20 protein-coding genes are annotated in these 18,355 nt (G+C 70.0%); 8 read left to right on the top strand and 12 right to left on the bottom strand.

Annotated features, from left to right (window positions below; genetic code table 11):
• Positions 1–11: 11 nt before the first annotated feature.
• The 3 genes from G8346_RS12295 to G8346_RS12285 form a co-directional block, all read right to left on the bottom strand.
• Positions 12–1,049, bottom strand: a complete 1,038-nt coding sequence (locus G8346_RS12295; RefSeq protein WP_166051635.1) for a hypothetical protein — start codon at positions 1,047–1,049, stop codon at positions 12–14.
• Positions 1,050–1,135: 86 nt separating this feature from the next.
• Complete coding sequence (xth, locus tag G8346_RS12290; RefSeq protein ID WP_166051632.1) at positions 1,136–1,906, bottom strand: exodeoxyribonuclease III; 771 nt, start codon at positions 1,904–1,906, stop codon at positions 1,136–1,138.
• Between the two features lie 4 nt (positions 1,907–1,910).
• On the bottom strand, positions 1,911–3,947 hold the full coding sequence (locus G8346_RS12285) for a M3 family metallopeptidase (RefSeq protein WP_166051630.1): 2,037 nt from the start codon (positions 3,945–3,947) through the stop codon (positions 1,911–1,913).
• 104 nt (positions 3,948–4,051) lie between these two features.
• Between G8346_RS12285 and gorA the strand changes: the two genes are divergently transcribed.
• Genes gorA through G8346_RS12270 form a run of 3 tightly spaced genes read left to right on the top strand, consistent with a single transcriptional unit; the run spans position 4,052 to position 6,886 of the window.
• Positions 4,052–5,416, top strand: a complete 1,365-nt coding sequence (gene gorA / locus G8346_RS12280; protein WP_166051629.1) for a glutathione-disulfide reductase — start codon at positions 4,052–4,054, stop codon at positions 5,414–5,416.
• Complete coding sequence (locus tag G8346_RS12275) at positions 5,413–5,943, top strand: gamma carbonic anhydrase family protein (RefSeq protein ID WP_166051627.1); 531 nt, start codon at positions 5,413–5,415, stop codon at positions 5,941–5,943. The genes gorA and G8346_RS12275 overlap by 4 nt, the downstream gene beginning before the upstream one ends.
• Positions 5,933–6,886, top strand: a complete 954-nt coding sequence (locus G8346_RS12270; protein ID WP_206202717.1) for a S9 family peptidase — start codon at positions 5,933–5,935, stop codon at positions 6,884–6,886. Before G8346_RS12275 ends, G8346_RS12270 begins: the two co-directional genes overlap by 11 nt.
• Here the strand turns inward: G8346_RS12270 and G8346_RS12265 are convergent.
• The 3 genes from G8346_RS12265 to hemB are packed head-to-tail and all read right to left on the bottom strand — an operon-like array spanning position 6,883 to position 9,347.
• Positions 6,883–7,485: a TMEM165/GDT1 family protein gene (locus G8346_RS12265; protein ID WP_166051625.1), complete on the bottom strand. Its 603-nt coding sequence runs from the start codon at positions 7,483–7,485 to the stop codon at positions 6,883–6,885. The genes G8346_RS12270 and G8346_RS12265 overlap by 4 nt on opposite strands.
• A 16-nt stretch (positions 7,486–7,501) precedes the next feature.
• Positions 7,502–8,323 carry a shikimate dehydrogenase gene (aroE, locus tag G8346_RS12260; RefSeq protein WP_166051623.1) on the bottom strand — a complete coding sequence of 274 codons (822 nt, stop codon included), beginning with the start codon at positions 8,321–8,323 and terminating at the stop codon, positions 7,502–7,504.
• 13 nt (positions 8,324–8,336) lie between these two features.
• Positions 8,337–9,347 carry a porphobilinogen synthase gene (hemB, locus tag G8346_RS12255; RefSeq protein ID WP_166051621.1) on the bottom strand — a complete coding sequence of 337 codons (1,011 nt, stop codon included), beginning with the start codon at positions 9,345–9,347 and terminating at the stop codon, positions 8,337–8,339.
• A 113-nt stretch (positions 9,348–9,460) separates the two neighbouring features.
• On the opposite strand from hemB, the gene G8346_RS12250 reads away from it, so the two are divergent.
• The 5 genes from G8346_RS12250 to G8346_RS12230 all read left to right on the top strand — a co-directional run bounded on the left by G8346_RS12250 (position 9,461) and on the right by G8346_RS12230 (position 12,207).
• On the top strand, positions 9,461–9,979 hold the full coding sequence (locus tag G8346_RS12250) for a sigma-70 family RNA polymerase sigma factor (RefSeq protein WP_166051619.1): 519 nt from the start codon (positions 9,461–9,463) through the stop codon (positions 9,977–9,979).
• Positions 9,976–10,617 (top strand): DUF3379 family protein, encoded by a 642-nt coding sequence (locus tag G8346_RS12245; RefSeq protein ID WP_166051617.1) that lies wholly within the window; start codon positions 9,976–9,978, stop codon positions 10,615–10,617. The genes G8346_RS12250 and G8346_RS12245 overlap by 4 nt, the downstream gene beginning before the upstream one ends.
• Positions 10,618–10,691: 74 nt before the next feature.
• A complete protein-coding gene (locus G8346_RS12240) occupies positions 10,692–11,009 on the top strand; it encodes a low-complexity protein (protein ID WP_166051616.1) in 318 nt (105 codons plus the stop codon).
• A gap of 105 nt (positions 11,010–11,114) precedes the next feature.
• Positions 11,115–11,714, top strand: a complete 600-nt coding sequence (locus tag G8346_RS12235; protein ID WP_166051614.1) for a DNA-3-methyladenine glycosylase I — start codon at positions 11,115–11,117, stop codon at positions 11,712–11,714.
• A gap of 103 nt (positions 11,715–11,817) precedes the next feature.
• The gene (locus G8346_RS12230; RefSeq protein ID WP_166051612.1) at positions 11,818–12,207 is read left to right on the top strand and encodes an MAPEG family protein; all 390 of its coding nucleotides are present in this window, start codon (positions 11,818–11,820) and stop codon (positions 12,205–12,207) included.
• 13 nt (positions 12,208–12,220) lie between these two features.
• Here G8346_RS12230 and G8346_RS12225 read toward each other — a convergent pair whose 3' ends face one another.
• From G8346_RS12225 to dprA, 6 genes are all read right to left on the bottom strand, one after another.
• Complete coding sequence (locus G8346_RS12225; protein ID WP_166051610.1) at positions 12,221–12,649, bottom strand: VOC family protein; 429 nt, start codon at positions 12,647–12,649, stop codon at positions 12,221–12,223.
• Complete coding sequence (hemF, locus tag G8346_RS12220; protein ID WP_166051608.1) at positions 12,646–13,566, bottom strand: oxygen-dependent coproporphyrinogen oxidase; 921 nt, start codon at positions 13,564–13,566, stop codon at positions 12,646–12,648. The genes G8346_RS12225 and hemF overlap by 4 nt, the downstream gene beginning before the upstream one ends.
• A 34-nt stretch (positions 13,567–13,600) precedes the next feature.
• Positions 13,601–14,161 carry an L-threonylcarbamoyladenylate synthase gene (locus G8346_RS12215; protein ID WP_166051606.1) on the bottom strand — a complete coding sequence of 187 codons (561 nt, stop codon included), beginning with the start codon at positions 14,159–14,161 and terminating at the stop codon, positions 13,601–13,603.
• A gap of 2 nt (positions 14,162–14,163) precedes the next feature.
• Positions 14,164–16,650, bottom strand: coding sequence for a DNA topoisomerase I (locus tag G8346_RS12210; RefSeq protein WP_166051604.1), 2,487 nt, complete (start codon positions 16,648–16,650; stop codon positions 14,164–14,166).
• A 90-nt stretch (positions 16,651–16,740) separates the two neighbouring features.
• Positions 16,741–17,217, bottom strand: a complete 477-nt coding sequence (locus tag G8346_RS12205) for a DUF494 family protein (RefSeq protein WP_166051602.1) — start codon at positions 17,215–17,217, stop codon at positions 16,741–16,743.
• 1 nt (position 17,218) lies between these two features.
• On the bottom strand, positions 17,219–18,328 hold the full coding sequence (dprA, locus tag G8346_RS12200; RefSeq protein ID WP_166051599.1) for a DNA-processing protein DprA: 1,110 nt from the start codon (positions 18,326–18,328) through the stop codon (positions 17,219–17,221).
• Between the last annotated feature and the right edge of the window lie 27 nt (positions 18,329–18,355).

Raw genomic sequence — 18,355 nt, 5'->3', positions numbered from 1 at the left:
GCCCGCCGGGTTCAGGCCGCCTCGGCGCGCAGGTCGCGCAACCGCTCGGCGACCATGCGCCGGGTCTTCTCCAGCGCATCCGGCTCGGCCAGTTCGCAGCTGGGATGCCGCCGCAGCAACGGCCAGCGTTCGCCCTGCAGCACGCGCTCGAGGTAGAACAGGTTGCGCTCCGCCGCGACCATGTAGGGGTTGCGGCCTTCGAACACCGCGTCCATGTGCCGGTAGATGCCGCCGAAGGCGCGGTCCAGGCGCGGGTAGCAGACCTGGCGGAAGAAAGCCGGCGTCTGGCGCAGCAGGTCGAGCCCGGAGCGGTAGCGCGTGACGACGCGCCCGGAGGGCTCGCGCCAGATGGCGATGCCGCCGAGCACGAACTCGGGATAGAGCCGGTCGCGGCACTTCTCCAGGTAGCAGCGATCGGACATCTGCGCCAGCAGGTCGGCCGTGCCCATGATGTGGCCGAGGCGGCGATCCTTCTCGCGCTCGACCTTGATCTGGTCGAGGCGCACCTCGTAGCCGGTGTAATGCACCACCTGGCGTGCGACATGGGCCATGGCGCCGAGGCCGACGTCCTGCAGGTAACGGTCGAGGAACTGCGCGCTGCGCGTGACGTGCGAGCGTGTGAACTCGGCGCCGTTGACGTGGCCTTCGTCGCTGGAGTGACGGATGTAGCCGGAGTCGTGGAACAGGGAGCAGATGATGCCGAGGATGGCGCGTGGCGCGCCGAGCCTCTCGTCGCTGCCCACGGAGACCTCGTGGCCCTCGATCAGGCGCGACATGGCGAGCGTCATGTCGAGCGTGTGCTGGATGTCGTGGTACACGGTGTCGCAGCCGAGATAGCCCGGCATGCGGCCGCGGAACAGGGCGTCGAAATCTTCGAAGGCGCGCCGCAACAGGCGCAGCGGCACGCCCGGGTAAATGCGTCCGAAGCTGTCGTGCACGGTCTCCCAGACGGGCTCCCAGCGCGTGAGCAGCACGGTGTTGGTGACGTCGTGATCGCTGCGCCGGTCGCGCAGCATGATCACCCGGCCTTCTGGCTTGACCGCTTCCATGAAACGAGTCTAGGGCAGCTCAGATGCGGCCGCCATCTCGCGATGCGGGTTCTGTGACCATCGTCACAGGGGTCAGGCGGGGTGGGTCAGGCGGGGTCGAAGACCGCGACCACGGGAGCGTGGTCGGAAGGCCGCTCGTTACGGCGCGGCTCGACGTCGACACTGGAATGCGTGCAGCTGCGTGCCAGTTCCGTGCTGGCGAGCACCAGGTCGATGCGCAGGCCGCGGTTGCGCCGGAAACCCGCAGCGCGGTAATCCCACCAGCTGTACACGCCCTCGGGCTGCTCGAACAGGCGGAAGGTGTCGGCAAAGCCGAGGGCGAGGATCTTCTCCAGGGCCGCCCGCTCCGGCTCGCTGCACAGGACCTTGCCGGCCCACTCGGCCGGGTCGTGCACGTCGCGGTCGTCCGGCGCGATATTGAAGTCGCCCATCACTGCGCAGCGGGAATGCCGCGCCAGTTCGGCGCCCAGGTGTGCATGGAGTTTTTCCAGCCAGCCGAGCTTGTAGGCGTACTTGTCCGTCCCCACGGCCTGGCCGTTGGGCACGTAGAGATTGAATATCCTCACGCCGTCGACAGTGGCGCCGAGCACGCGCCGCTGGTGATCGTCGAGGCCGTCGAGATCGGTGACCACATCCTCCTGCGGGCTGCGCGACAGCAGCGCCACGCCGTTGTAGGTGGGCTGGCCGCTGAAGCTGGCGTGGTAGCCCAGCGCGCGGAACGCCTCCAGCGGGAAGTTGGTGTCCACCAGCTTGGTTTCCTGCAGCCCGAGCACGTCGGGCTGGTGCGCCTGCAACCAGTCGACGACCTGCGGCAGGCGGACCTTGAGGGAGTTCACGTTCCAGCTGGCGATCTTCATGGCGTCAGGCGGCCGAAGCCGTCTCCGCGTCGATGCCCGCGAGGCGCAGCAGCGCGCTGGGCTCCGGCGGCCGCCCGCGGAAGGCGATGAAGGCGTCCATGGGATCGACGCTGCCGCCGACCTCGAGGATGCACTCGCGGAAGCGCCGGCCCGTCTCCGCGTCGAGCACGCCGCGCTCCTCGAACGCGCTGAAGGCATCGGCCGACAGCACCTCGGCCCACTTGTAGCTGTAGTAGCCGGCGGCATAACCGCCGCCGAAGATGTGCGAGAAGCCGTGGGCGAAGCGGTTGAAGTCGGGATAGGACACCACCGCCACTTCGCGCCTGACGGCGTCGAGCTCGTCGATGATGGCCGCCGCGTCTGCAGCCTCGCGCGCATGCAGGCGGATGTCGAACAGGGCGAACTCCACCTGGCGCAGCATCTGCATTGCCGACTGGAAGTTGCGGCTGGCGATGAGCCGGTCCAGCAGCTCGCGCGGCAACGGCGCGCCGGACTGGTAGTGGCCGGACAGGCGCTCGATGACCTCCGGGTGCCAGGCGAAGTTCTCCAGGAACTGGCTCGGCAGCTCGACGGCATCCCACTCCACGCCGTTGATCCCCGCAGCGCTGGGCCACTCGACCTTGGTCAACAGGTGGTGCAGGCAGTGGCCGAACTCGTGGAACAGCGTGACCACGTCGTCGTGGCTGAGCAGGCCGGGCCGCTCGCCCACCGGCGGCATGAAGTTGCACACCAGGAAGGCCACCGGCAGCGAAACCTCGGCGCCGAAACGGGCGCGCCCCACGCACTCGTCCATCCAGGCGCCGCCGCGCTTCTGCTCGCGGGCGTAGATGTCGGTGTAGAGGTGCCCGAGCAGGGTGCCGTCGCCGTTCTCGATGCGGAAGAACTCGACGTCGGGGTGCCAGGTCTCGACCTCGCCGCCCGGCACGATGCGGATGCCGAACAGCCGTGCCGTGGTGTCGAACAGTCCCTCCATGACGCGCTCGGCCGGGAAATAGGGCCGCAGCTCCTCGTCGGAAACCTGGTAGTCGTGCTCGCGCAGCCGCTCCGACCAGAAGGCGATGTCCCAGGCTTCCAGGGGCTCGCCGGCAAAGCGCTGCACGGCGCCGAGCTCTTCCTCGGCCGCCTTGCGGCTGCGCCGCGCCAGGTCCTCGAGGAAGCCGCGCACCTCGTCCACCGAGGAGGCCATCTTGGTGGCCAGCGACAGCTCGGCGTAGTTGGCGAAACCGAGGATCTGCGCCGCTTCCTGGCGCAGGCGCAGGATGCCGGCCATCACCGGGCCGTTGTCGTACTTGCCGGCCGACGGGCCGTGATCCGAGGCGCGCGTCACCCAGGCCTCGTACATCTCGCGCCGCAGCGCGCGGTCCGTGGCATGGCTCATCACGGCGAGGTAACAGGGGAAGTCGAGCGTCAGGACCCAGCCTTCGAGGCCCCGGGTGCGTGCTGCTTCTGCGGCCCGCTCGCGCGCGCCCTCCGGCAGGCCGGCGAGCCGGGCCGCGTCCGTGAGGTGCAGGCGCCAGGCCTGGGTGGCGTCGAGCACGTTCTCCTCGAACTTCGCGCCCAGCGTGGACAGCTCCTGCATGATGGCGCGGAAGCGCTGGCGCGGCTCCGGTGCCAGCGCGACGCCGGCGAGGCGGAAGTCCCGCAAGGCGTCCTCGAGGATCTTGCGCTGCCCCGGTTGCAGCTCGTCGCCCTGCTCCGCAAGCACGCGCTCGAAGGCGCGGAACAGCCCCTCGTGCTGGCCCAGCTCGCTGCTGTAGTCCGAGAGCAGCGGCAGGCAGGCGTTGTAGGCCTTGCGCAGGGCCTCCGTGTTTTGCACCGCATTGAGGTGACCCACCGGCGCCCAGGCTCGTGCCAGGCGATGGTCGAGCGCCTCCAGCGGCATCACCAGGTTGTCCCAGCGCGGGGGTTCCGCCGCCGCCAGGATCTCTTCGACGCGGGCGCGGCTCTCTGCGAGCACCGCGCGGATGGCGGGCTCCACATGGCGGGGCCGGATGTGGGAGAAGGCCGGCAGCCCGGACTGCTCGAGCAGGGGGTTGTCCATCAGGTCTCCATGGGTCTGGCGGCGCCGGATGTTACCACGGAGGCCGTCCCCATCCGCGTGCCGCGATGCGTTTAGAATGCCCTTCGGCCCAAAGGACAGTACAGATGCCCGCACGAGAGCAATTCGACCTGGTGGTCATCGGCGCCGGCAGCGGCGGCCTCGCCGCCGCCCAGCGCGCCGCGGAGTACGGCGCCCGCGTCGCGGTGGCGGAGTACGGGCCGCTCGGCGGCACCTGCGTCAACGTCGGCTGCGTGCCGAAGAAAGTGATGTGGTATGCGGCCGAGACCGCCGCCACGCTGGAGGCGGCTGCAGGCTACGGCTTCCAAGTGGCGGTGGAGGCGCATGACTGGGCCGGGCTCAAGGCGCGCCGCGATGCCTACATCCGGCGCCTCAACGGCATCTACGCGGGCAACCTCGAGAAGAAAGGCATCACGCTCCTGCACGGCCGCGCCGCCCTGGCCGGGCCCGGCCGGGTCAGCGTGGACGACCGCGAGCTCGAGGCCAGCCACATCATCATTGCCACCGGCGGCCGCCCGGCAGTGCCCGAGATCGATGGCGCCGAGCTGGGCATCACTTCGGATGACTTCTTCGCCCTCGAGACACGGCCGCAGCGGGTGCTGATCGTCGGCAGCGGTTATGTCGCGGTGGAACTCGGCGGCGTGTTCAACGCGCTCGGCAGCGAGGTCACCATCGCCACGCGCCGCGACGGCGTGCTGCGCGACTTCGACCCGGCGCTGCGCGAGGCCCTGATGGACCAGATGCAGCGCGACGGCGTGACCGTCGAGACCCATGCCGTGCCGGTGGCCGCGAGCCGCCGCGACAACGGCATCGAGCTGCTCACCGTCGACGGGCAGCGCTTCGGTGGCTTCGACCTGCTGCTGTGGGCCGTCGGGCGCGTACCCAACACGGAAGGCCTCGGACTGGATGCCGCCGGCGTGCGCACCGATGAGGACGGGTTCATTCCCGTGGATGAATGGCAGGACACCAATGTCAAGGGCATCCACGCCATCGGCGACGTTACCGGCCGGGTCGCACTGACCCCGGTGGCTATCGCCGCCGGGCGCCGTCTTGCCGACCGGCTGTTCGGCGGCATGCCGGAGCGCAAGCTGGACTACGATTGCGTCCCCACGGTGATCTTCAGCCATCCGCCCATCGGCACGGTCGGCCTCACGGAGCCGGAGGCGCATGCACGCTACGGCGACCAGGTCGGCGTCTACGAGAGCCGCTTCACTCCCATGCTGTACGCCATGAACGAGCGCAAGGTGCCGGCCGTGGTGAAGCTCGTCACTGTCGGCGCGGACGAGCGCATCGTGGGCTGCCACGTCATCGGCGCCGGTGCCGACGAGATGCTGCAGGGCTTCGCTGTCGCGCTGCGCATGGGCGCGACCAAGCGCGATTTCGACGACACCGTCGCCATCCATCCCACCGCGGCGGAGGAGCTGGTGACGCTGCGGGGGCGGCGGCCGTGAACGTGCGTCTTTTCGGCGACGAGCTGCCGCGACTCGGTGTGCGGGTCTGGATCGACCCGGCCGCCGTGGTCATCGGCCGGGTCGAGATCGGCGACGACGCGTCGTTATGGCCCATGGCCGTGGCGCGCGGCGACGTGAACACCATTTCGATCGGCGCGCGCACCAACGTGCAGGACGGCAGCGTGCTGCACGTGACCCACGACGGGCCTTATTCGCCGGGCGGGCTGCCGCTGGTGATCGGCGCGGACGTCACCATCGGTCATCGCGTCATGCTGCACGCCTGCACCATCGGGGACCGCTGCCTCATCGGCATGAGCTCCACCGTCCTCGACGGCGCAGTGCTCGAGGACGAGGTGTTCCTCGCCGCCGGCACGCTGGTGCCGCCGGGCAAGCGGCTCCAGGGCCGCAGCCTGTACCGCGGCAGCCCGGCGCAACGCGTGCGCTCGCTCAGCGACGAGGAGCTGGCGATGTTGCGCTATTCGGCCGAGCATTACGTGCGCCTCAAGGATCGCTACCTTGGCGACTGACGGGGCGCGGCGCGGGCTCGTCCGCGCGGCAGCCTGCCTGGCCGCGCTTGCGCTGGGCGGCTGCGCACAGGTCGCGCCACTGCCGGAACAGGGCCAGTCCGCGGCGCAAGAGGCGCCGGGGCCCGTGCGCTGGGCCGAGATCATGGCACTGCCGGTCCCGCCGCCCGACCATCGTCTCTCTTACGGCGAGCACCCGCTGCAGTTCGGCGAGCTGCGCCTGCCTGCAGGGCCCGGCCCGCACCCGGTTGCGGTGCTGCTGCATGGTGGCTGCTGGCGGGCCGAGTACGACCTGGAACACGTGTCGCATATGGGCGCGGCGCTGGCGCGGGCCGGCGTGGCGGTGTGGACGCCGGAGTACCGCCGCGTCGGCGACGAGGGCGGCGGTTGGCCGGGGACTTTCGAGGATGCCGCCCGCGCGTTTGCGTGGCTTCAGGCCCTGGCGCAGGACTATCCGCTCGACCTCGACCGCGTGGTGCTGGTCGGGCACTCTGCCGGCGGGCACCTTGCGCTGTGGCTGGCAGGGCGGCACAACCTGCCGGCGGAACATCCGCTGCATGCGCCGGGACCATTGCGCGTCCGGGGCGTGGTCTCGCTGGCCGGTATCACCGACCTGGTGCGCTATGCAGAGGGCGAGCGCGGCTGTAACGCGGCCGTGCCCTTGCTCATGGAGGGCAGTCCGGCGGAGCAGCCGGAGCGCTACGCTGCCGCCAGTCCCATCGAGCTGCTGCCGCTGGGCGTGCCCGTGCGCCTGCTGCAGGGCGCAGTGGATCCGATCGTCAAGCTCGAGCAGGCATCGGCCTTTGCAGACCGCGCCAGCGCCTATGCCCAGGATGTGCAGGTGAAGCTCATCGAGGGGGCTGGACACTTCGACCTGATCGCGCCCTTCGCGCCGGCCTGGCCGGCCGTGCAGGCGGCGGTGGTGGAATTGCTGGCGGCGGACTAGGACGCGGCGGCGCCCGCGTCCGCCAGGCCGAAGGCTGCGCCGGCCCCGGCCAGCGCCATGACGCCGAGCAGCGCGAACAGGGTGGCGGCGACGATCCTGATGGCGCGCACCGGCAGCCGATTGGCCAGCCGGTCGCCGAGGTACACGCCGGGCACGTTGGCCAGGGTCATGCCCAGCGTGGTGCCCGCGACGACCGGCAAGAAAGTCTCGAAATGCGCCACCAGCGCCACTGCCGACACCTGGGTCTTGTCGCCGAACTCGGCGATGAAGAAGGCCACGAACGTGGTGCCGAAGGCGCCCAGCGCCAGGCGGGGCGGCGCAGCACCGTCGTCATCCCGCTCGGGCCAGAGCATCCATGCCGCGATCCCGAGAAAGCTCCCGCCCACCACCCAGCGCAGGGCTTCCGGGCCGAGCAGGCGCACGATCCCCGCGCCGAGCGCGCCGGCGAGCAGGTGATTGGCCACCGCGGCGAGGAAGATGCCGGCGACGATGGGCGCGACCCGGCGGAAACGGGCGGCCAGCATGAAGGCCAGCAGCTGCGACTTGTCGCCGAGTTCGGCGAGCGCCACCACGCCGAGAGATACCAGGAAGGGTTCCACCGGGGCCAGGTCCCGTTCAGTCGGCGCTGCGCATCGCCGCCAGGACCTCGTCCGTCGGCGGGCGCACGCCGCGCCACAGCGTGAAGGACTCCGCCGCCTGTTCGACCAGCATGCCGCGCCCGTCGGCCACGCCTGCCGCGCCTCTAACCTGCGCCCAGCGCATGAACGCCGTCGGCCCCGAGCCGTAGGCCATGTCGTAACAGAATGTTTCCGGCCCGACGGCGTCGCCAGGCAGGCCCGGCACTTCGCCGGACAGGCTCGCCGAGGTGGCATTCACCACCAGCGCAAAGGGGCCGTGCGCTTCGTCCAGGCCCACGCCCGACACCGCGCCGTCGGCGCCGAAGTCGGCGGCGAGGGCGCGCGCTTTCCCGGCATGGCGGTTGGCGATCACCAGCTCACTTGGCCCGGCGTCGAGCAGCGGGCCGAGCGCGCCGCGCGCGGCCCCGCCGGCGCCCACCAGCAGGATGCGGGTGCCGGCCAGCGCCAGGCCCAGGTTGTGCTGCAGGTCGCGCAGCAGGCCGGCGCCGTCGGTGTTGTCGCCGAGCAGTCCGTCCGGCGTAAGCGCGAGGGTGTTCACCGCGCCGGCGCGGCGGGCGCGCGGCGTGAGCTTCTCGGCCGCGGCGAAGGCGGCCAGCTTGTGCGGCACGGTGATGTTCAGTCCCTTGCCGCCCGCCTGCAGGAACGCGGCCAGCGCGGTCTCGAACCGGCCCGGCGGCACGTCGCGCGCCTCGTAGACCAGCGACTCCCCGGTCAGCTCGGCGAAGCGGGCGTGCAGCCAGGGCGAGCGGCTGTGCCCGACCGGGTGGCCGAACACTGCATAGCGGTCGGGCGCATTCAACGGCGCGGCGGCCTCAGCCTTCCTTGAGCCAGCGCGCGACCGCCGGGGCGAAGTAGGTGAGGATGCCGTCGGCACCGGCGCGCTTCATCGACAGCAGCGCCTCCAGCACGACGGCTTTCTCGTCGAGCCAGCCGTTGGCCGCCGCGGCCTTGAGCATCGCGTACTCGCCGCTCACCTGGTAGACGAAGGTCGGCACGCCGAGCTCGCTCTTCACGCGCCGCACGATGTCGAGATAAGGCATGCCTGGCTTCACCATGAAGGCGTCCGCGCCCTCGGCGATGTCCAGCGCCACCTCGCGCAGCGCCTCGTCGCTGTTGCCCGGGTCCATCTGGTAGGAGTACTTGTTGCCGCCGCCCAGGTTGCCGGCGGAGCCCACGGCGTCGCGGAATGGCCCGTAGAAACTCGAGGCGTACTTGGCCGAATAGGCCAGGATGCCGGTGTTCACGTGCCCGGCCTCTTCGAGGGCCGCGCGGATGCGCCCGACCCGGCCGTCCATCATGTCGGAGGGCGCCACCCAGTCGGCGCCCGCCTCGGCGTGCGACAGCGCCTGGCGCACCAGGGCCTCGACCGTGACGTCGTTCAGCACGTAGCCGGAGTCGTCGATGATGCCGTCCTGCCCGTGGGTGGTGAAGGGATCGAGCGCCACGTCGGTGATGACGCCGAGCTGCGGCAGCGCGGCCTTGAGCGCGCGCACGGCGCGCTGCGCCAGGCCTTCCGGGTTCCACGCTTCGTTGCCGTCCAGGCTCTTCGCTTCCGCCGGCGTCACCGGGAACAGGGCCACGGCGGGCACGCCCAGCCCGGCCCATGCAGTCGCTTCGCGCACCAGTTCGTCGACGGACATGCGCTCCACGCCGGGCATGGAGGCGACCGCTTCGCGCCGGCCCTCGCCCTCCAGCACGAACACCGGGCAGATCAGGTCGTCGACCGACAGCGCGTTCTCGCGCACCAGGCGGCGGCTGAAGTCGTGCCGGCGCAGGCGGCGCATGCGGGTCAGGGGGTACTTGGCGTCGACGGGAGCAGTCATGGGCGTCATCCGGGTCCGGGTACAAAGGGCAATTCTCCCGCGATTGGACCGGCCTTGCCAGCACCCGGGGTTCTGTGTGTGTAATAAATGCGAATCCCTCACGGTCTCTATGCATGACGGCAGCTATTGCCAACCTGGGCGACCGCCGGCGCTTCGAGCGCCTGGTCGGCGCCTTGCGGACGGATCTCTACCGCTACGCCTTGTGGCTCGGCCGGGATCCGCAACTCGCGGAGGACGTGGTGCAGGAATCGATGTTGCGCGCATGGCGGTCATTCGACGGCCTGGAGGACGAGGCCAAGGCCCGCCCCTGGCTGGTGACCATCGTGCGGCGCGAATTCCTGCGGCTGCGCGAGAAGCAGCGCGAGGACAGCATGGACCCGGCGGTTTTCGCCGACATCGCCGACGAGGTCGAGGAACCGATGGTGGGTGAGCTGCGCACGGCGATCATGGCGCTCGAGGACAACTATCGCGAGCCGCTGGTGCTGCAGGTGCTGATGGGGCACTCCACCGCCGAGATCGCCGACATCCTCGGCGTGACCCAGGGCGCCATCCTGACCCGGCTGCACCGGGCGCGGGAGAAGCTGAAGGAAGCCCTGCTCGCCGACGCGGCAGCGACGGAGGGGCGGCAATGAAGACGACCATCACGCCTGAAGAGCGCCGCCGCCGCGAGGCCCTGCTCGCCGACGAGCGGCGTTTCGATGCCTTGCTGGAGGCCGCGCTGCGAGTGCCGGTGGCGGCGAACGCCGGGGGGCAACCCCAGGGGGCGCCGCGGCCGCGTCCGCGCTGGCCCGCCTTCGCCGCAGTCGCGGCGAGCATGGTGCTGGCCGCCGCGCTCTGGCTCGGGCTGCAGACGCGGCCCCCCGCCGACGTGTCGCCGCTCGGCGCCGAAATCATCGCGCATATCCTGCACGAGCCGGCTTCGCTCGCGGTTACCGCGGGGACCGTGCCGGCGCAGGAGTTCGACGAGGTCCTGCGTCGCGGGCGTGCCGGCCTCGCGCAACCCGTAGGGCCGGTCAGCTACGCCAAGCTCTGTCCCTTCCGCGGCGAGATGGTGGCGCACTTCGTGGTGCAGGGCGAAAAGGGCCCGGTCACCGTGATGCTGCTGCCGGACGAAGAAGTGGTCGGGCCCACGCCCATCGACGAAGAGGGCTTTGTGGGTACCATCGTGCCCATGGAAGGCGGCGGCAGCGCCGCCATCGTCGGCACACCCGACGAGGATATCGAGATCATCCGGGACCGCCTGCAACAGGCGGTGCACTGGAGACTATGAGCGGACTTGCGCCGCTCTACAACAACGGCCTGAAGGCCGGAAACCCGAGAACCGAGAGAGAGAGGACCACAGCAATGATGAAGAAGACCATCAAGCCCGTTTCGCTGGCTGCCGGTATCGCCCTGGCGGGCTCGCTGGCCGGCATCCAGTCCGCCCACGCCGACGCCAATCCCTTCGGCATGACGGCGCTGTCCAGCGGCTACATGACCCACGCGTCCATCGATGACCACGGCAAGAAGGAAGAGAAGAAGGAAGCCGAGGGCAAGTGCGGCGAGGGCAAGTGCGGCGAAGGCAAGTGCGGCGGCGACAAGGAAGAGAAGGGCGCCGAGGGCAAGTGTGGCGAAGGCAAGTGCGGCGGCGACAAGGCGAAGAAGAAGCCCGACGGCGTGTGAGCGTCGGTCCGGGCGCCTCATCCTGAGGCATGATCCAGGGGTCCGCGCTGGTCGCGGACCCCTTTCTCTTTTCAGATGCAGGGCCCGCACGGGCGGGAGACCGAGATGAGTGATAATCGCAGCCGTTGCGGTTGGTGCCTCGGCGTCAGCGATGCCTACCAGGCGTATCACGACCATGAGTGGGGCTGCCCGGTCACCGACGACTACGGGCAGTTCGAGTTCCTGGTACTGGAGAGCGCACAGGCAGGCCTGTCCTGGTCCACCGTGCTGCACAAGCGCGACGGTTACCGCCGCGCCTTTGCCGGCTTCGATCCGGAACGCGTGGCCCGCTTCAACCGGCGCAGCGTGCAGCGGCTGGTCGGCGACGCCGGCATCATCCGCAATCGCCTCAAGATCGAGGCGGCGATCGGCAACGCCCGCGCCTTCCTCGAGCTGCAGGCGCGACACGGCAGCTTCAGCGCCTGGTTATGGGATTTCGTCGACGGCCGCCCGGTCGTCAACCAGTGGCGGGAGATGCGCCAGGTGCCCGCCACCACGCCGCTTTCTGACCGCGTCAGCAAGGAGCTCAAGGCGCACGGCTTCCGCTTTGTCGGCAGCACCATCGTTTACGCGCACCTGCAGGCGACGGGGCTGGTGAACGACCACTTGGTGGGCTGCTACCGCCATGCGGAGTGCGTGGCCGCCGGCGCGCGCCTGGCGCTCTGAAAGACGGCCGCTCCCCCACGGGAGGAGCGTCCTTGCATCGCGCTACCGGGCTCCGGACTCGGTTAAGCTTGCGCGGTCACCTGGCACGGAGATGCTGACTCTCATGACTCCCGCGATCACGGCGTTCTATGGCGGCCTGCTGGGCCTGCTCTTCCTGGTGCTCTGCTGGCAGGTGGTCGACCACCGGCGCCGCGGCAAGGTCGGCCTGGGCACCGGCGGCAACATGGACCTGGAGCGGGCGGTACGCGTGCACGGTAACTTCGCGGAGTACGTCCCGCTGTTCCTGGTCCTGCTGCTGCTGGCGGAGCTGGGCGGGGCCCCCGGGTGGCTGCTGCATGTCCTCGGCGCCGGCTTCTTGCTGGGCCGCGCTGCGCATGCCTGGGGTCTGTCGAAGAGCGGCGGCACCAGCCCGGGCCGCTTCTACGGCACCCTGTTCACCTGGATCGCACTGCTGCTGGTCGCGCTGCTGAACCTCTGGCTGGCGCTGGCCTGAGGCCTGCGGCCGCTCAGGCGACGCCGGGATCCGGCGCGAACACCGCGCTGTCGTCCGCGAAGGACTTGAACTCCAGCGCGTTGCCCGAGGGATCGAGTACGAACATGGTGGCCTGCTCGCCGGGCCGGCCCTTGAAGCGGAGGCGCGGCTCGATGAGGAAATCGGCGCCGGCTTCGCGCAATCTCGCCCCGAGCGCCTCCCAGTCGCTGCGCTCCAGGATCAGCCCGAAGTGCCGCACGGGTATCCGGTTGCCGTCAACCGGGTTGACCGAGGCCGGTCTGGTGTCCGGGCACAGGTGGGCGGTGATCTGGTGGCCGTGGAAATCGAAGTCGACCCACTTGTCGGACTCGCGTCCGATGCTGCAACCGAGCATGCCGGCATAGAAGCCGCGCGCTGCATCCAGGTCGTGCACGGGGAAGGCCAGGTGAAATCTGGGTCTCATGCGTCCTCCAGCCAGTCGCGTTCCTTGAGAAAATCGTCGTACAGCGCGGCCTCGGGCGAGCCGGGCTCCGGGTGCCAGTCGTACACCCATCGCACCAGCGGCGGCAGCGACATCAAGATGGACTCGATGCGGCCGCCGGACTGCAGGCCGAACACCGTGCCGCGGTCGTACACCAGGTTGAACTCGACGTAGCGGCCGCGCCGGTAGAGCTGGAACTCCCGCTCGCGCTCGCCCCATGGCATGTCGCGCCGACGCTGGGCGATCGGCGTATAGGCCGGCAGGAACCGCGCCGCCACCGCGCGCGAGAATTCGAAGCAGCGCGCGAAGCCCCACTCGTTGAGGTCGTCGTAGAACAGGCCGCCGACGCCGCGCGGCTCGTCGCGGTGCTTGAGGTAGAAATATTCGTCGGCCCACTGCTTGTAGCGCGGGTAGACGTCCGCGCCGAAGGGCTGGCAGCCGGCGCGCGATTCGCGATGCCAGTGCTGCACGTCCTCGAGGAAGGGGTAGTAAGGCGTGAGGTCGAAACCGCCGCCGAACCACCACACCGGCGCCTCGCCGGGTTTCTCGGCGACGAAGAAGCGCCAGTTGCCGTGCGTGGTGGGGACGTAGGGGTTGCGCGGGTGCAGCACCATGGACACGCCGGTGGCGCGGAAGCTGCGCCCGGCCAGCTCGGGCCGGCGCGCGGTGGCCGAAGGCGGCAGCGCCGCACCGTGCACGGCGGAGAAATTGATGCCGCCCTTCTCGAACAGCGCGCCTTCCTCGATGACGCGACTGTCGCCGCCGCCGCCCTCGGGACGGTCCCAGCGATCGCTGCGAAAGCGCGCGCCACCGTCGAGCGCCTGCAGAGACGCGCACAGCTCATCCTGCAGCGTGCGCAGCCATTGTTCTACGGCGAGAATGTCCTCTGTTCCAACCATGGGCTCCATCAACTCTCCAGCATGCGGGGACCGCTCAGGCCGGGCGTAATGCCCGGCCCGTGAGGGCGTCACGGATGTCGCTCGGCCAGGGATGGTTGCCGGTGGCGCCGCCGAGAATGAAATCGATGTCGTCGCCGAGCCAGCGCCGCACCTGGGCCGCGGTCCGGGCGGGTGGATGGCCGCTGCGGTTGGCGCTGGTGGACACGACGGGATAGCCGACGGCACGACAAAGCGCTGCGCTCTGCGCATGCGCGGTGACGCGCACCGCGAGTGAGCCGCGGCCGCCGTGTACCCAGAACGGCACCCAGGGCTGCGCCGGGAAGACCCAGGTGACCGAGCCGGGCCAGGTCGCCGCGACGCGGGCCTCGACTTCGTGGCAGACCGGTTCGATCCAGGGGTCGAGTTGCGCCATCTCCGCGGCGATGAGGATCAGCCCCATGGTCGCGGGGCGTTCCTTGATGGCGAGGATGCGCGCTACGGCTTCGGCGTCGAGCGGGTCGCAGCCGAGACCCCACACGGACTCGGTCGGGTAGGCGATGACGCCTCCTGCGCGAACGAGGGCGGCTGCCCGCCGGATCGCGAGGGTGCCCGCCATGGTCAGCTCTCCCCGGTCTCGCCCTGGCCGACTGCGGCGACCTTCTTCTTCCTCGCCGCGGTCTTCTTTCCGCCGGCAGCGGCTTTCTTCCTGGCCTTTTTCTTCGCCTTTTTCTTGGCTGGGGCTTTCTTGGTCGTGGCCTTCTTCGCCCCAGCCTTTTTCGCCGCCTTCTTCTTGCGCGCGCCCTTTTTCGCCGGCGCCTCTTCGAGGAGCTTGAGCGCTTCCTCGAGGGTCACGGTAGCGGGGTCGCGACCCTTGGGGATGCTCGCGCGGCGCCCTGCGTCCGTGGCATAGGGGCCGAAGCGGCCTTTGAGGATGCGCACCCCGGCGTCCGGGAACTCGCGGATGGTACGGGCGGCGTCCAGCGCTTCCTTGTCGCGCACGATCTCGAGCGCGCGCTCGAGCCCGATGGTGTAAGGGTCGTCGTCCTTCTTCAGCGAAGCGTACTTGGCGCCGTACTTCACGAAGGGCCCGAAGCGACCGATGTTCACCAGCACCGGCAGCCCGTCCGGCGTCTGGCCCAGTTCGCGCGGCAGCTTGAACAGTTCCAGCGCTTCTTCCAGCGTGATGTTCTGCATGCTCTTGCCACGCGGGATGCCGGCAAAGCGCGGCTTCTCTTCGTCCTCGGCGGTGCCGATCTGCACGTAAGGACCGAAGCGCCCGATCTTCACCAGCACCGGCTTGCCGGTTGCCGGGTCGGCGCCGAGCTCGCGGTTCGGCATCACGTCCTTCTTCGTGACCGATTCCTGCTTGTCCTGGACCAGGTCGCGGAACGGTTCCCAGAAGCGTCCGAGCAGCGCCTTCCAGTCCTGCTCGCCGCGCGAGATGGCGTCGAGGCGATCCTCCATCCGGGCCGTAAAGTCGTAGTCCACGTACTGCGTGAAATGCTCGCTGAGGAAGGTGCTGACGATGCGGCCCACGTCCGTGGGGACGAAGCGCTTGCGGTCCAGCTCCACGTACTCGCGATCGAGCAGCGTGGAGATGATGGAGGCATACGTGGAGGGCCGGCCGATGCCGAATTCCTCCAGCGTCTTCACCAGGCTGGCCTCGGTGAAGCGCGGCGGCGGCTTGGTGAAGTGCTGCTCCGCCTCTAGCTTCTGCAGCGCCACGAGCTCGCCTTCGCTGACCTGCGGCAGGCGCCGGTCCTGTTCGTCCTCGGCGTCGTCGCGCCCTTCCTGGTAGACCGCGATGTAGCCGGGCTCGACCAGGATCGAGCCGGAAGCGCGGAAGCGGTGGCCGGCCTCGGGCGCCTGCGACGGCACCAGGTCCAGCGAGACCGTGTCGAACACAGCGGTCGCCATCTGGCTGGCGACGGCGCGTTTCCAGATCAGCTCGTAGAGGCGCTGCTGGTCGCGATCGAGCCGGCCGACGAGGTTGTCCGGGTGCCATGCAGCCGAGGTGGGCCGGATGGCCTCGTGCGCTTCCTGCGCGTTCTTGGACTTGGTGCGATAGTGGCGCGGCTTCTCCGGCAACGCCCTGGCGCCGAAGCGCTCGCCGATCACGGCGCGAATCTCGCGCACGGCGTCGGCGGCGAGCGACACCGAGTCGGTACGCATGTAGGTGATCAGGCCGGTGGCGCCCTCGCCGAAGTCCACGCCCTCGTAGAGCCGCTGCGCGGTGCGCATGGTCTTCTGCGCGGTGAAGCCGAGCTTGCGCGCGGCCTCCTGCTGCAGCGTGGAGGTGGTGAACGGCGGCGCCGGGTTCTGCTTGCGCTGGCGTCGCTCCACGGCCGCGACCAGCAGCTTGCCGGCGGCGGACTCGCGCAGCGTGCGGTCGGCCTCGCGGGCCTGGCCTTCGTCACCGATGAAGAACTTCTGCAGCTTGTCGTCGATGCGCTGGCCGCCGTACTCCGCCAGCCGCGCCGGGAAGGACTGGCCGTCTTTCTCCAGGCCGGCCTCGATGCTCCAGTACTCGACCGGCTTGAAAGCCTCGATCTCGCGCTCGCGCTCGACGATGAGGCGCAGCGCCGGTGTCTGCACCCGGCCCGCGGACAGGCCGGGACGGATCTTGCGCCACAGCAGGGGTGAGAGGTTGAAGCCGACCAGGTAATCGAGCGCGCGCCGGGCCTGTTGCGCGTTCACCAGGTCGCCGGAGATGTCGCGCGGATGCTCGAGGGCTTCCTGGACCGCGCGCTTGGTGATCTCGTGGAACACGATGCGGTACACGGGACGGCTGTCGAGCAGGCCGCGCTCGCGCAGCGATTCGCATACGTGCCAGCTGATCGCCTCGCCTTCGCGGTCCGGGTCGGTGGCGAGGTAGAGCGCGTCGGCGTTGCGCATGGCGCGGGCGATGGCATCGACGTGACGCTTGTTGCGGTCGATCTCCTCGTACTTCATGGCGAAGCCGTGCTCGGGATCGACGGCGCCCTCCTTGGCCCGGAGGTCGCGCACGTGACCGTAGGAAGCGAGCACCTTGAAGTCGCCGCCGAGGTATTTCTCGATGGTCTTGGCCTTTGCCGGCGATTCCACGATTACCAGGTTTTTGCTCATCTCACTTTACGGTCTGCATATCGAAAAAACGGGCCGTGGCTCGCGCCACGACCCCCGTAGACTCGTGCCAGGGCCGCGCGACGGGCGGTCCTAGTGCACCACCCAGGCCCGGTCGTCGAACACCAGGTCCTCCATCCGTGCATAGGCGCTTTCCTCGCCCGGCTGGCTGAACAGCACCATCAGCACCACCCACTTGATGTCGTCGACGTCGATCTCCTCGCTGTCGAGCGCCATCAGCCGGTCGATCACCAGTTCGCGCTGGTGCGGCGACAGGATACCGATCTGCTCCAGGTACATCATGTACCCGCGCCCCTCGGCGTCCATGCGCGCCCGCTCGCTGTGGGCATAGATCCTTACGGCGCGGTCCGTAGGCGGACTGGCGACGTCCCCGCCGCGGTGGCCCGCCAGCCCGTCCAGCCATTCCAGCGCCCGCTCGATCTCGCGGTGGTGGAAGCCGGCGCGCTCGAGTTCTTCCCTCAGCCCGTCCCGGTTCGGCTCCGGCGGCAGGCCGTCCTCGCCCGCGGTCTCGAACAGGTACATCAGAACGTCGAGCACACTCTCCGTCATTTCAAGACCTCGTCGTTGTGCGGGCATAACGTCCGCCCGGCAAGGACTCCACGGCTCCCTGGAGTTCAAGGATCAGCATCATCGATGAAACCTCCGCGGTGGTCAAACCGGTGCGGCCGGCCAGCGCGTCGACCCCGCAGGGGTCGTGGGCGAGCGCGTCGAGCAGCTTGCGGTAGTCGCCGTCCGTCTCCGGCGCTGCCTCCCGGGCGGGGCGGCCCGGGGGCGCGGGCTCCGTCGGGATGCCGGCGAGGGGGCCGATTTCGGCCAGGATATCGGCCGCCGTTTCCACCAGCACGGCGCCCTGCCGGATCAGCTGGTGGCAGCCACGCGCCAGCGGGTTGTGGATGCTGCCGGGGATGGCAAAGACTTCCCGGCCCTGGTCCCCGGCGAGGCGCGCCGTGATCAGCGAGCCGCTGCGGCGGGCGGCCTCGACCACCAGCACGCCGAGCGACAGGCCGCTGATGATGCGGTTGCGCCGGGGGAAATGTTCCTTCAGCGGGCGGGTGCCCGGCAAGTACTCCGATATCACCAGGCCCTCGGCGGCGATGCGCTGCGCCAGCCCGGCATTGGCGGCGGGGTAGGCGCGATCCGGCCCGCAGCCGAGCACCGCCGTGGTCGGGGCGCCGGCCGCCAGGGCGCCTTCATGCGCGGCCGCGTCGATTCCGCTCGCCAGCCCGCTGCAGATCACCAGGCCGCAGCCCGCCAGGTAGCCGGCAAAGGCGCGCGCGTTCTCCGCGCCCTGGGGCGTCGGGTTGCGGCTGCCGACAATGGCGAAGTGCGGGTCCGCGAGCAGCTCCCGGCGGCCGCGCAGAAACAGCGCGGCCGGCGCCCCTGGCGCCAGTTTCAGCAGCGCCGGGTAATCCGCGTCCGCCAGCGTCAGCAGGTCGTGCCCGGGGTGCTCCAGCCAGTCCAGCGCGCCGGGCAGCCACTCGGGCGCCGGCCCGGTGAGCGTGCGCGCGGCGGGTTCCGGCACGCCGAGCTGCACCAGCGCCGCCACGCCCCCCTCCAGCAGGGCCCCCAGCCCGCCCGGATGGCCGGCAAGGCGGCGCGCGGCCTCGTCGGGAATCCCCGGCGTCAGCGACAGGCGCAGCCAGGCGGCCGCATCGTTCATATCGGGCTCCTGACAGCACGACGCCGG

Origin of the sequence: Thioalkalivibrio sp. XN279 (genome assembly GCF_011089885.1) — a bacterium.
GTDB lineage: Bacteria > Pseudomonadota > Gammaproteobacteria > Steroidobacterales > XN24 > XN24.
The sequence above is the reverse complement of the archived record's forward strand: the minus strand, read 5'-3'. Positions and strand labels throughout refer to the sequence as shown.